Below are 12,383 nucleotides of genomic sequence, written 5' to 3' on the forward strand. Positions count from 1 at the left end.
CAAGGAGGAGCCCGCGCAGCGGGCGGGGGACACGGAGCAAAGCGCACAGCCCGCCTCTTGTCTGCGCCACCACATACGCCTGAGAAGGGCACTCGACGCGTCCAAAAGTTTGCGCGTGGCCTCAACGACAATACCCAACATGACCCCAGAGCAATACGTCCAGGAAAAAGCCGCTGCGTCCGGCAGCAGCTTTTACTACGCCTTTCTTTTCCTGCCTGCCCCGCGCCGCGCCGCCATCACCGCCTTTTATGCCTTCTGCCGTGAGGTGGACGATGTGGTGGACGACATGGTCGACGCCGGAGTGGCTGCCACCAAACTCGCCTGGTGGCGCTCCGAAGTTCAGCAATCCTTCAACGGCACGGTTACCCACCCGGTCATGAAGGCGCTCATGCCACACACCGCTGCCTACAACATCGAAGCCCGCCACTTGCTGGCCGTGATTGATGGCTGCCAAATGGACCTGGAGCAAACCCGCTACCTCGACTACCCCGGCCTGCAACGCTATTGCCACCTGGTGGCTGGCGTGGTGGGCGAAGTGGCAGCCGGCATCTTCGGCCAGACCGACCCGCAAACCACCCAGTACGCCCATAAACTGGGCCAGGCCCTGCAGCTCACCAACATCCTGCGCGATGTGGGGGAAGACGCCATGCGCGGGCGCATTTACCTGCCGGTCAATGAGCTTCAGCAGTTCGATGTGAAGGCGCACGAAATCCTCAAACGCAGCTACTCCGACCGCTTTGTGGCGCTGATGAAGTTTCAGGCCCAGCGCGCCCAAGGCTTGTATGACGAGGCACTGGCCTTGCTGCCTGCCGCCGACCGCCGCACACAGAAGCCCGGCCTGATGATGGCCAGCATCTACCGCGCCCTGCTCACCGAGATTGAGCGCGACAACTTCCAGGTGCTGCACCAGCGCGTCAGCCTCACCCCGCTGCGCAAGTTCTGGCTGGCGTGGAAGGTGCAGGCGCTCGGAAGATTATGAGAATCGCCATCGTCGGCGCCGGCTGGGCCGGGATGGCGGCTGCAGTGACGGCGACACTCGCCGGGCACCGCGCTATCGTTTTTGAAGCAGCTCGCGCAGTCGGCGGGCGCGCCAGAGCCTTGAACGGCACATTGCCTGACGGCACGCCAGTGGTGCTGGACAACGGCCAACACATCCTGATTGGCGCCTACACCCGCACTCTGGAGCTGATGCGTACTGTGGGCGCAGACCCCGCCACCCACCTGCAGCGCCTGCCCTTGGACTTGCGCTTTGCCGACGGCGAAGGCCTGGCCTTGCCGAGTTGGCCCAGCCCCTTGGACGCGCTGGCGGGCATCGCGACCGCCCGTGGCTGGACCTGGGCCGACCGCTGGAGCCTGCTGCGGGCCTCGGTGGGCTGGCAACTCGCGGGCTTCCAATGCGCACCGGGCACCCGCGTTGCAGACCTGTGCCGCACCCTAAGCCCCACCATCAAAGCCATGCTGATAGCCCCGCTGTGTGTCTCGGCACTCAACACGCCCGCCGAGCGGGCTTGTGGCCAGGTCTTTCTGACCGTGCTGCGCGACTCGCTGTTCGGCGGGCGCGGTAGCTCCAACCTGCTGCTGCCCACACGCGATCTCTCCAGCCTATTTCCAGCCGCCGCGGCAGAGTGGCTGGTCAACCGAGGTGGAGAGCTGCGTACCGGTATGCGGGTGACAAGCCTCCAACACGACAACACCTGGCAAGTGAATGGCGAAGCATTTGACGCCGTCATTTGGGCCACATCATCGTCCAATGCGGCCTCCGCGCTCATGGAATCTGCGCGAGCAGCTCCTGAAACCATAGCAGACAGCTTGCGGCAGTGGTCAACTACGGCCGAAGCCTTGCGGTTCGAAGCCATTGCCACCGTCTATTCCTACGCCCCCGACGCCGCCCTGAGCCGACCCATGGTGGCGCTGCGCGATGACGCGGACCACCCGGCCCAGTTTGTTTTCGATCGCGGCCAGCTCGATGGCACCCGTGGCCTGCTCGCTTTTGTGGTCAGTGCCAGCGACGGCGACAAAGAGACGCTGGAGCGTCAGGTGTTGGCACAGGCCCGCACGCAGCTGGGGCTGGAACTCACGCCTGTGCAAACGGTGATCGAAAAACGCGCCACTTTTGCCTGCACACCCGCGCTGCAACGCCCCGGTCAGGCTGTAGCCCCGGGCCTTTGGGCCTGCGGCGACTACGTAGCTGGCCCCTACCCCGCCACGCTGGAAGGCGCCATCCGCAGTGGCATGGCGGCTGCAGAGTCCCTGGGCACCGCTTGAACCAACACAGGGGGCCGCCACATGGGCGACAACCCTCTTCTGGGGGCAAAGCTTGGCGCGCTAGACTGGCTGCCACAGCATCTGGAGACTGATTGTGAAACTGGCATTGAAACTGGTGGGCCTGCTGCTGGCCCTGTTGCTGCTGGCCGCAGGCGGCTTGGGCGGGTGGTATCTGTACCAAAAACAACCGGTACGCAGCGGCGTCATCGAGCTGACTGACCTGGGCAACAAGGTCACGGTGCGTTATGACGAGCGCGGCGTGCCCCACATCAGCGCCCAGAACGAGGCCGACCTCTACCGCGCACTAGGCTATGTACACGCCCAGGACCGCCTGTTCCAGCTCGAGATGGTGCGCCGCCTGGCCAACGGCGAATTGGCCGAGGTGCTGGGCCCCAAGTTGCTGGAGGTTGACAAGCTGTTCCGCACGCTGGGCCTGCGCGAGCACGCAAAAAAAGTGGTGGCCTCAATGGACCGCAGCACGCCGGCCAACCAGGCCTTGTTGAACTACCTGGACGGCATCAATCAGTACCAGGACAAGCACCGCGTTCCCCTAGAATTTGACCTTCTGGGTATCACCCCGCACCCCTTCACCCCGGAAGACACCTATGCCGTGGGGGGCTACCTGGCCTACAGCTTTGCCGCCGCCTTCCGCAATGAACCGGTGATGACTTTTATCCGTGACAAATTGGGCCCCAACTATCTGCGCGCCTTTGACATTGACTGGCACCCCGAGGGGGTGATCACCCCACTCACTGCCGGTAGTGCAGGCCTGAGCGACAGCGACTGGAACAGCCTGAACCGCATCGCCGCGGTGAGTCTGCAAGCCACCGAACTGGGGGGCATTCCTCTTCTGGAGGGCAGCAATGCCTGGGCCATTTCAGGCAAGCGTACCGAGTCCGGCAGCCCGCTGCTGGCGGGGGACCCGCACATTGCCTTCTCCGCGCCCGCCGTCTGGTACGAGGCGCACCTGAGCAGTCCGGGGTTTGAGTTGTTCGGCCACTTTCAGGCGCTCAACCCCACGGCGCTCCTGGGTCACAACCAGGATTTCGGCTGGAGCCTGACCATGTTCCAGAACGACGACATCGATTTGATTGCTGAGAAAGTCAACCCCGACAACCCGCAGCAGGTCTGGCACCAAGGCCAGTGGGTCGACATGGGTACCCGGTCTGAACTTATTCAGGTCAAGGGAGAACCTCCGGTGCGCATCAGCCTGCGCAGCACACCGAATGGCCCGGTCATCAACGACGCATTCAAAGACAGCCTGGGCGCCACTCCCATCTCGATGTGGTGGGCTTTTCTGGTCACCGAGAATCCGGTGCAACAAGCGTTTTATGAACTCAACCGCGCCGACACGCTGGAGAAGGCCCGCAACGCCGCCAGCAAGATCCACGCGCCCGGCCTGAACATTGTTTGGGCCAATGCCAAAGGCGACATCGCTTGGTGGGCAGCCGGCCTGCTACCCCAGCGTCCGCAAGGGGTGAACCCCACCTTTATCCTGGATGCCGCCAAGGGCGAAGACCAAAAACCCGGTTTTTACGCGTTCCAGTTCAACCCGCAAGAGGAGAACCCGGCGCGCGGCTACATCATGTCGGCCAACCACCAGCCCCAACCCAAGAGCGGCGTGCCGGTGCCGGGCTACTACAACCTGCCAGACCGCGCCCAGCGCCTGGACGCCCTGCTGAAAACACCGGACGTCAAGTGGAACAGCGCGGAGGCCCGCAAGCTGCAACTGGACGTTACCAACAATTACGGCCCGCGCATCCTGCGCAACCTGTTGCCCGTGATGGCTGCGGTGGTCACCGACCCCAATGACAAAGCCTTCATGGAGCCGCTGACCAAATGGGATGGCGCCTACACCGAAGACCGCATCGCCGCCACCCTGTTCACCCAGATGATGTACGAGCTGTCGAAAGCAGCCTTTGCCGATGAGCTGGGCCCGGTGCAGTTTGAGAACCTGCGCCAGTCCCGTGCGCTGGACTTTGCCTTGCCCCTTCTGGTGGCGGACCCGAATTCACCTTGGTGGGATGACGTAAGCACATCCGCCAAAGAAAGCCATTTTGAGACGGTGCGCATTGCCTGGTCCAACACGCTCAAGCATTTGCAAGGCCTCTACGGCACCAGCCTGCTCGATTGGCGGTGGGGCTCTTCCCACACGCTCACGCACGGCCACCCTCTGGGGCGCCAAAAGCCCCTGGACAAGATCTTCAACGTGGGGCCTTTCCCGGTACCCGGCGGACGCGAAACTCCCAACAACCTGTCAGGCTCCATCGGCCCTGCCCCTTGGGCGGTGACCTATGGGCCCTCTACGCGGCGGGTGATTGATTTTGCAGATGCCGGCAAAGCCGTGGGTATCAATCCGCTGGGCCAGAGCGGCGTGTGGCCCGACAAACACTACGCGGACCAGGCGGAGAAATACGCCAAGGGCGAATACGTGCGCATGTGGCTGGACGAAGCAGACATCGCCGCCCACACCGAAAGCACTTTGGTGCTGCGGCCGGCGCGCTGACGGGAGTTCTTAAGTACGGTCGCCGCTGAGCAAGTCCTGCAGTTCCTGCAGGCTGCCCACGGTGACATGCGGGTGCTGGTCGTAGGTCCAGACGTGCTCTTCGCGGTTCACCCACACCGTCTGCATGCCGACGCCCAGGGCACCCAGCACGTCGAGTGCAGCGTCGTCGCCGATGTGCAGCACCTGCGAGGGCTGCACGCCCACTGCATCACAGGCAGCGTGGAAAATTTTCGGATCGGGCTTGCCCACCCCCGCATCGCGCGCGCTCACACTGGCCGCAAAGTACTGCCCTATGCCCACGCGATTCACATCCGCATTGCCATTGGACACCGCCACCACCGGCCAGCGCTCAGACATGGCCTCCAACAGAGGAATGGCGTCGTCAAACAACTCGACCTGCATGCGCGCATCGAAAAACACCTCGAACGCCGGCTCCGCCAGCGCAGGGTTCTCGCCCGCGCGCTGCAAGGCCAGGCGGATGGACTCGCGCCGCAGCACGCTCAGGTCATGCGCGTGGTCGGCCCACTGGGCCTCCGTATCCGCCCGCAAGATGCGGCGCTGGTGCGGGTCGGCATAGAGCGCGGCAGTGAGCGGCGCATGCGCCAACAACCAATGGTGAAGAATGTCTTCCGCCCGGTGAATGGCGGGCCAGACCGGCCACAAGGTGTCGTCCAGGTCGAGGGTGATGGCGCGGATATCGCTCAGGTTCAGCAGGTGGCGGCTAGGCATGAGGCGGCTACTATAGGGAGTGTCATTCATCCCATTGTGCCTTTCCCGCTTTTGCCCACCATGCCCACCACAACCCCGTTGATTCCACTTTCGATGCCGGTTCCCTCCGGCGAACAGCTCAAAGCCGCGCGGCTGGCCGCCGGTCTGAACCAAGCACAGGCCGCCGAACTGATGGGCTATTCGCTGCAAACGGGCAGCCGGGGTGGCGTGCAGTCGCGGACCTGGCAGGCGCTGGAAAGCCCCACCGATGATCGCAACATGCAAGGACCGGTGTTCGCCATGTTTTTGCTGCTCACCGGCCAGCACCCCACCTTGCAACTGGTGACCAGAGAGCCCCAGGCACCCGACGCCGCCAAAAACCCCGACGCTGCCTGAAAACCCCAGCTACCGGACAATCACCCCCATGGCACTCCCTTCCCCTTTTTCCCCAGAACCCGCCTACACCCATGGCCAGGAAGCCCGCATCGCGGTGCTGCTGTGCAACCTGGGCACTCCGGATGAGCCCACCACCCCGGCCGTGCGCCGCTACCTGGCCGAGTTTTTGAGCGACCACCGCGTGGTGGAGATTCCACGCCTGCTATGGCTACTTATCCTGCACGGCATCATCCTGCGTTTCCGGCCCGCCAAGTCGGCAGCCAAATACGCCAGCATCTGGACGCCCGAAGGATCGCCCCTCAAGGTCTGGACTGAGAAGCAGGCCAAGCTGCTGCAAGGCTGGCTGGGTCAGCGCAACCATCAGGTCAAAGTGCGCTGGGCCATGCGCTACGGCAGCACCAACATCCCCTCCCAGCTCAGCGCACTGAAGGCGGAAGGCTTTACCCGCGTACTCATCGTGCCGGCCTATCCGCAGTACAGCGCCACCACCACCGCCAGCGTGTTTGATGCGGTGTACGCCTGGGGCCAGCAAACCCGCTCCATTCCCGAGCTGCGTTTTGTGAACCACTACCACGACCACCCCGGCTACATCGCCGCCTTGGCGGCCAGCGTACAGCGCCACTGGAAGGCCCATGGTCGCCCTGACAAGCTGGTGATGAGCTTTCACGGCGTGCCCGAGCGCACCCTGCACCTGGGCGACATCTACCACTGTGAATGCTTCAAGACAGCGCGCCTGGTTTCTGAGGCGCTGGGCCTGCGCAAGGACGAGTTCAAGGTGACCTTCCAGTCCCGCCTCGGCCGCGCTAAATGGCTTGAGCCCTACACCGAGCCCACCTTGATCGAGATGGGCAAAGCCGGTGTGGAGCGTGTGGACGTGATCTGCCCCGGCTTCACCAGCGATTGCCTCGAGACGCTGGAAGAAATCAACATGGAAGCCCGCGAAGCCTTTTTGCACGCAGGCGGCAAAGAGTTCCATTACATCCCCTGCCTGAACGATGACCCCGAGTGGATCACCGCCCTGTGCAAGATCACCGAAACCCACCTGAGTGGCTGGCCCACTCTGGAGCGGCAGGACCCGGTAGAGCGGGAGCTTGCACGCAAGGCCGCGCTGGAACTCGGAGCCAAGCAGTAAAAGCGGAAATGGCCCGGGTGCACCAGTCCGGAAATTTAAGGCATTTTTGGCCTATAGCGCCCGTGGAGTAAGCGCAAGTCACTATCAAATCAGGAGCAAAGCGATTCATTCAGGTGAATCGCAGCAGGCTTCCTGACTTGGTGTCCAATACTTGCATGGAACCGAACGACCGCAATGAACAACGCCTGAACGATCTGGAGATCAAGGCGAGCTACCTCGAAGACACGCTGGACCAGTTAGACAAGATCATCATCCGCCAGCAGGGGCAGATCGATCTGCTCATCCGTGAGCTCACGCACCTGCGGCAGCAAGCACCCGAACCCGGCACCGCGCGCAACCTGCGCGATGAGTTGCCCCCGCATTATTGAAATAGGAGTTTCCCCATGTCGCTTCACACCTGGTGGTTGTTTGTCATGATGACGTTTGTGGTGTCTGCCACGCCCGGCCCCAACATGCTGTTGATCATGAGCACCAGCGCGCGCGACGGGATTCGCGCTGCCATCGTCAACATGGCGGGCTGCATGACGTCTTTGATGTTGATGCTCAGCCTGTCTGCGGCCGGACTGGGGGCGCTGTTGCAGGCGTTTCCGGCGGTGTTTGAAGCCCTGCGTTTGATGGGCGCCGCCTACCTGGCCTACCTGGGTGTGCAGTGCTGGCGCTCCCCCGTTCAGGACCAGCCCGAGGGCTCGACAGCGCCAGCCACGGTGACTTCAGGCCCCACCGGTTTTTGGGCGCAATACCGGCAAGGCGCCCTGGTGGCAGCCAGCAACCCCAAAGCCATTTTGTTTGCAGCCGCATTCTTTCCACAGTTTTTAAACCCCGAAGCCGCGCAAATACCCCAGTTCGGCATTTTGCTGAGCACCTTTGCGGTGGTGGAAGTGGCCTGGTACTTTATATATGCCGCCAGCGGACAAAAGCTCGCCAACTACCTGCGTCGCGCTAGCGTTATGCGCGCCTTTAACCGGCTGACCGGTGGCGTTTTCGTAGGCTTTGCCGCACTTATGGCAGCTGCGAAAAGCTAAGCCCGCTGCACGCGAACGGCCTCAGGCCAAGTCCTGATGCCGGGAGTCTTTTTCTACGTACATTGACAAATCGCAGCGGTGCAACCAGGACTCCAGAGTGTCTTGAGGCTGGGCCAGAGCCAATCCGCAACTGGCGGTTACCTCCAGACCATCGCGCAGATGGCCCCAATCGAATTCATTCACCGCTTTGTGAATGCGGGCGACCAAGGCTTGCGCACTGTGGGCATCCACATGGGTGAACACCACTACAAATTCATCTCCGCCGAGGCGCACCGGCACATCGCCCTCCCGCACAAAGCTGCTGAGAATGTGGGCCAAAGCCTTTAGCACCTCATCCCCCACGCTGTGTGAAAAGCGGTCGTTCACCCGCTTGAAGTGATCCACATCCACAAAGGCCATGGCGGGAGTAAGGCCCCTCTCGCGTGCCCGCGCCAGAATGCCGGGCACCATCTGTTCCAGATGACGACGGTTGTAGAGACCTGTCAGCGCGTCCTGCAAAGCCAGTTGTTCAAGACGCCGCGCTTCCTGCTCGAGTTGCCTGCTTGCCGCATGGACGGCACGGGCGCGTAGCTGCCACTCCACCCGTTCCTCCCGACTGTGCAGACTTTCATTGCGAAGATGGGTCTCTTGCATCTTCAACAGACGCAGCTGGGTTTGCGCGAGTGCATCTTTGGCTTGCGCCGAATAAAGCTGCGCCAACAGCAAGTGAGAGGTTGCACGAAGGTGCTCGTTTTCGGCCCGCAAAGCCAACTGCTGCAAGCGCTGCGCATGGGACTCGGCATTCAGCCAATCCTGCTGCGCCCAAGCGATCTCGGCCCGGAGCCAGATTTCCATCAATCGCACAGAGGGTTGGTCCGTGCCTTTCTCCACGCTGGCGCACACGGCATCGGCGCGCCGTGCAGCGTCCTCCAGATCGCCGGACCAACAGCTCTCAAATCCGAAGCTCAACTCCAACAACGCTCGGGTTTTCCGGTAGGGGCATTGCAAAGCACGTACGTTGCTGGCCGAAGAGGTGGCGAGCTCAGGCAAGTCTCGCGTCGCTTGCAACGGCTCCAGCGTCACAAAGGCGCCGTGGTAGTAGCGGTCAAAGAAACACCGCTGCAACTCTGCCGCCCGCAAATGGAAGCGCGGCAAACAGGATTCAGGCCACAACGCCTCAGCCTCCAGAAGCCGGATGGACTGGTGCAAGGCTTCAGCTGCCTTGTCGAAACTTTGGCTGTGGGCATATGCCACCCCCAAGTAGTTGCGTGCCAGGGCTTCACCGATCGGATCACGATTCTCGCAAAGTTTGATGGCCAACAAAGCCGCTTCCACGCCTTCGCCGCTATGGCCCATGACGCTGAGCACATGGGACAAAGTGGTGAGTGCTTCAGCCTCTCCGGTGGCATCGCCCTCGGTTTGGAAAAGGTAGACCGCGCGCTGTGCCGTCTCGCGCGCACGCCGCATGCGGGACATTTGCCTGTCCCCCTGCGAGAGGTAAAGCAACGCTCTGGCTTGGCCACCCGCATCGCTTCGCCGCTGTGCATGCAACAAGGCGCTTTTGGACAAAGCTTGGCTGTAATCCACATCCCCGCGTTGCAATGCCGCCTGCGCTTGGTGCAGCAGGGTATTGTGCGGAGCTTCGAACGGAATGGGAGCGGTTGGGGACATTACAAGGCTGTGAGCAGTCAACCGTACAGCGTAGGTCCGCGAGCCTGAACTGTCATCCCCCGAACGGGTGAAAATTCACAGAGTTTGCAACCTGCGCGCTAGCGGACTAAAGCCATTGCCTTTACTTGTGCCCACACAAACTGACCGGGCTGCAGAGCCAACTGATCCACGGCACGCCGGGTCAGGCGCGCCCACAAGGGTGTGCCTTGGCAGTCCAACCGCACCAGCGCTTGCGCGGGGTGCTGGTCAGATAACACTTCGGACACGGTGCAAGACACCACGTTTTGAATGCTCATATCGGTGGGCATTCGCGTTGCAACGCTGACATCGCGCGCCAGCACCCGCAGGCGCACGGTCTGCCACACTGCGAGACCCGAATCCGGCAACCAGAAACTGCCACCAGTGAGGCGGACTTCCGTCAAGTGCCATGTTTTGTCATGCCCCACCACTTGCCCCACGACCAGGCTGGACACATCGCCACCCATGCGAATCAAGGGCTCGGTGCGCGCCAGAACCTCTTGCAGCGGGCCGCAAGCCCCCACCCGGCCACGTTCGAGCACCACCAGAGTATCGGCCAGCCGGATCACTTCGTCCGCAGCGTGGGACACATAGACCATGGGAATCTGCAACTCATCCCGCAGGCGCTCCAGCCAGGGCAAAACCTCGAGGCGGCGCGCCTCGTCCAGCGACGCGAGAGGTTCATCGAGCAACAAGAGTTGCGGGTTGGTGGCCAGCGCCCGGGCAATGGCCACGCGCTGGCGTTCGCCGCCCGAAAGCTCAGTGGTCCGCCGATGCAGCAGATGCTCCAGCCCCAAGGTACGTACGGCGAACTCTGTAGTCAGCAGCGGGCTGCCTTGGCGAGGCGGAGCGGCCCTGCGGCGTGCAAATTCGAGGTTGCCGGCCACATCGAGATGGGCAAACAGGCTGGCCTCCTGGAACACATAGCCCAGTGGACGCTTCCAGGTCGGCAGAAAGATGCCATGGGCATCGTCTTGCCACGCATCACCCTGTATGTGGACCCTCGCCTGGCTGGCACGCTCCAGGCCCGCAATACAACGCAACAGCGTAGTCTTGCCCGACCCGGAAGGCCCATAGAGAACACTGATGCCTTGGGCTGGCAGCTGCACATCCACATCCAGTTGGAAGCCGGGTTTGTGCATCTGCAGCGCGATGCGGTGAGGCATGGCGTTCATGTGCGCAACCTGCTTCCGCGCGGATTGAGCCAGCCCAGCAGCAGGAGGACGGCCAAGGAAAACACCACCATGCCGCCGGACAACCAATGGGCCTGGGTGTATTCCAGCGCTTCCACATGCCCGTAAATTTGCGTGGATACCACGCGGGTGGATTCGGGAATATTGCCACCCAACATCATGACCACCCCGAACTCCCCCACCGTATGCGCAAAGCTCAATACCGCAGCAGTCAGAAAACCCGGTTTGCACAAAGGCAACACCACATGCCAGAACGTATCCCACGGTGAAGCACGCAGTGTGGCGGCCGCCTCCAAAGGACGGTCCCCCAAAGCCTCAAACGCATTCTGCAGAGGCTGCACTGCAAAGGGCAGCGAATACAGCACAGAACCGACGACAAGTCCGGCAAACGTAAAGGGCAACAAACCCACACCCAACCACTGCGTGAACTGCCCCACCCAACCCTGCGGTCCCATGCTCACCAGCAAATAAAAGCCCAGAACTGTGGGCGGTAACACCAGCGGCAAAGCCACCACGGCCCCCACCATGCCGCTCCAGCGAGAGCCGGAACGGGCCAACCACCAGGCCAGAGGGGTCGCCAACACCAGTAGCAGGATTGTCGTGACCGTGGCCAGCTTGAGCGTCAGCCAAATGGCATGCGCATCGTCCAGAGTCAGGGGGAAGCCGGGCATCACGGGGACCTATTCGTAGCCGGCGCTTTGCATCGCCTTGCGGGCCGCGTCGCTGCGCAAGTAGTCGAGAAATGCGACCGCAGCAGCCTGGCCGATACCGGACTGCAGCAGCACCGCATCCTGGCGCAAGGGCTGGTGTAAATCTGCGGGAACGCGCCAGGCCGAGCCTTGATCTATCTGGCCATTGCGCATGACCTGGGACAGCGCAACGAAGCCCAGCGGTGCATTGCCTGTTGCCACAAACTGGTAGGTCTGGGCGATGCTCTCCCCCTGCACAAGGCGGGTTTGCACCGACGGCAGCAGACCCCGTTTGGCAATCACCTCCATCGCTGCAGCACCATAAGGCGCCAATTTAGGGTCGGCGATGGCCAAACGCGTGAAAGGGGTGGTCAGCACCTGTCCCTGGTTGTCCACCAAGCCGGTCTGCGCACTCCAAAGCACCAAACGTCCCATGGCATAGGTGAACTGGCTGGAGGCCAGCGCCGCGCCCTCTTTGACCAATCGCGAAGGCGTTTCATCATCCGCGGAAAGGAGCACATGGAAGGGGGCACCGTTTTTGATTTGTGCGTACAGTTTGCCGGTGGCACCTGGCACCAGCTTGACCTCGTGGCCTGATGCACGCGAGAAATCCGATGCAATCTTCTGCGCCGTGCTGCTGAAATTTGCAGCCACCGCAACCGTCACGGTATCAGCGTATGCGCCCACGCTGCAGGTGCAACACACAGTCGTTAGTGCCATGCGCAGCCAAGCTGAATTCCATTTCATTGCCATGGATAGAGATTAGCATCCGCCGAGCGCATCTTGCGAAGGTGCCGGCATCAA

At 62.2% G+C, this 12,383-nt stretch carries 12 protein-coding genes; 7 read left to right on the forward strand and 5 right to left on the reverse strand.

Annotated elements, in window-relative coordinates:
• The first annotated feature begins 139 nt into the window (after positions 1–139).
• The 3 genes from hpnD (at position 140) to AEP_RS04445 (ending at position 4,771) form a co-directional block, all read left to right on the forward strand.
• Positions 140–979 (forward strand): presqualene diphosphate synthase HpnD, encoded by an 840-nt coding sequence (gene hpnD / locus AEP_RS04435; RefSeq protein ID WP_087494271.1) that lies wholly within the window; start codon positions 140–142, stop codon positions 977–979.
• Entirely contained in the window at positions 976–2,265 is a 1,290-nt protein-coding gene (gene hpnE / locus AEP_RS04440) for a hydroxysqualene dehydroxylase HpnE (protein WP_087494272.1), read from the forward strand. Before hpnD ends, hpnE begins: the two co-directional genes overlap by 4 nt.
• A 94-nt stretch (positions 2,266–2,359) precedes the next feature.
• The gene (locus tag AEP_RS04445; protein ID WP_232459922.1) at positions 2,360–4,771 is read left to right on the forward strand and encodes a penicillin acylase family protein; all 2,412 of its coding nucleotides are present in this window, start codon (positions 2,360–2,362) and stop codon (positions 4,769–4,771) included.
• Positions 4,772–4,780: 9 nt separating this feature from the next.
• On the opposite strand, the gene AEP_RS04450 is transcribed toward AEP_RS04445, so the two are convergent.
• Positions 4,781–5,500, reverse strand: coding sequence for an HAD family hydrolase (locus AEP_RS04450; RefSeq protein ID WP_232459923.1), 720 nt, complete (start codon positions 5,498–5,500; stop codon positions 4,781–4,783).
• Between the two features lie 60 nt (positions 5,501–5,560).
• On the opposite strand from AEP_RS04450, the gene AEP_RS04455 reads away from it, so the two are divergent.
• The 4 genes from AEP_RS04455 to AEP_RS04470 all read left to right on the forward strand — a co-directional run bounded on the left by AEP_RS04455 (position 5,561) and on the right by AEP_RS04470 (position 8,029).
• Complete coding sequence (locus AEP_RS04455) at positions 5,561–5,875, forward strand: helix-turn-helix domain-containing protein (protein ID WP_087497178.1); 315 nt, start codon at positions 5,561–5,563, stop codon at positions 5,873–5,875.
• Positions 5,876–5,903: 28 nt separating this feature from the next.
• Complete coding sequence (hemH, locus tag AEP_RS04460) at positions 5,904–7,007, forward strand: ferrochelatase (protein WP_087494274.1); 1,104 nt, start codon at positions 5,904–5,906, stop codon at positions 7,005–7,007.
• A 155-nt stretch (positions 7,008–7,162) separates the two neighbouring features.
• Positions 7,163–7,375, forward strand: a complete 213-nt coding sequence (locus AEP_RS04465; protein ID WP_087494275.1) for a SlyX family protein — start codon at positions 7,163–7,165, stop codon at positions 7,373–7,375.
• A gap of 15 nt (positions 7,376–7,390) precedes the next feature.
• Positions 7,391–8,029 (forward strand): LysE family translocator, encoded by a 639-nt coding sequence (locus AEP_RS04470; protein WP_087494276.1) that lies wholly within the window; start codon positions 7,391–7,393, stop codon positions 8,027–8,029.
• Positions 8,030–8,050: 21 nt separating this feature from the next.
• Here AEP_RS04470 and AEP_RS04475 read toward each other — a convergent pair whose 3' ends face one another.
• The 4 genes from AEP_RS04475 to modA all read right to left on the reverse strand — a co-directional run bounded on the left by AEP_RS04475 (position 8,051) and on the right by modA (position 12,299).
• Complete coding sequence (locus AEP_RS04475; protein WP_087494277.1) at positions 8,051–9,679, reverse strand: GGDEF domain-containing protein; 1,629 nt, start codon at positions 9,677–9,679, stop codon at positions 8,051–8,053.
• 98 nt (positions 9,680–9,777) lie between these two features.
• Entirely contained in the window at positions 9,778–10,872 is a 1,095-nt protein-coding gene (gene modC / locus AEP_RS04480) for a molybdenum ABC transporter ATP-binding protein (RefSeq protein ID WP_087494278.1), read from the reverse strand.
• A complete protein-coding gene (modB, locus tag AEP_RS04485) occupies positions 10,869–11,561 on the reverse strand; it encodes a molybdate ABC transporter permease subunit (RefSeq protein ID WP_087494279.1) in 693 nt (230 codons plus the stop codon). The genes modC and modB overlap by 4 nt, the downstream gene beginning before the upstream one ends.
• Positions 11,562–11,570: 9 nt before the next feature.
• The gene (gene modA / locus AEP_RS04490; RefSeq protein WP_232459924.1) at positions 11,571–12,299 is read right to left on the reverse strand and encodes a molybdate ABC transporter substrate-binding protein; all 729 of its coding nucleotides are present in this window, start codon (positions 12,297–12,299) and stop codon (positions 11,571–11,573) included.
• Positions 12,300–12,383: the final 84 nt, after the last annotated feature.

Source organism: Curvibacter sp. AEP1-3 (assembly GCF_002163715.1).
In the GTDB taxonomy this organism is placed as follows: Bacteria; Pseudomonadota; Gammaproteobacteria; order Burkholderiales; family Burkholderiaceae_C; genus Allorhodoferax.

Bases quoted from the DNA above. Each gene is read 5' to 3' on its own strand.
- hpnD (WP_087494271.1), top strand. From the start codon at position 140: ATGACCCCAGAGCAATACGTCCAGGAAAAAGCCGCTGCGTCCGGCAGC.
- hpnE (WP_087494272.1), top strand. From the start codon at position 976: ATGAGAATCGCCATCGTCGGCGCCGGCTGGGCCGGGATGGCGGCTGCA.
- AEP_RS04450 (WP_232459923.1), bottom strand. From the start codon at position 5,500: ATGCCTAGCCGCCACCTGCTGAACCTGAGCGATATCCGCGCCATCACC.
- AEP_RS04455 (WP_087497178.1), top strand. From the start codon at position 5,561: ATGCCCACCACAACCCCGTTGATTCCACTTTCGATGCCGGTTCCCTCC.
- hemH (WP_087494274.1), top strand. From the start codon at position 5,904: ATGGCACTCCCTTCCCCTTTTTCCCCAGAACCCGCCTACACCCATGGC.
- AEP_RS04465 (WP_087494275.1), top strand. From the start codon at position 7,163: ATGGAACCGAACGACCGCAATGAACAACGCCTGAACGATCTGGAGATC.
- AEP_RS04470 (WP_087494276.1), top strand. From the start codon at position 7,391: ATGTCGCTTCACACCTGGTGGTTGTTTGTCATGATGACGTTTGTGGTG.
- AEP_RS04475 (WP_087494277.1), bottom strand. From the start codon at position 9,679: ATGTCCCCAACCGCTCCCATTCCGTTCGAAGCTCCGCACAATACCCTG.
- modC (WP_087494278.1), bottom strand. From the start codon at position 10,872: ATGAACGCCATGCCTCACCGCATCGCGCTGCAGATGCACAAACCCGGC.
- modB (WP_087494279.1), bottom strand. From the start codon at position 11,561: ATGCCCGGCTTCCCCCTGACTCTGGACGATGCGCATGCCATTTGGCTG.
- modA (WP_232459924.1), bottom strand. From the start codon at position 12,299: ATGGCACTAACGACTGTGTGTTGCACCTGCAGCGTGGGCGCATACGCT.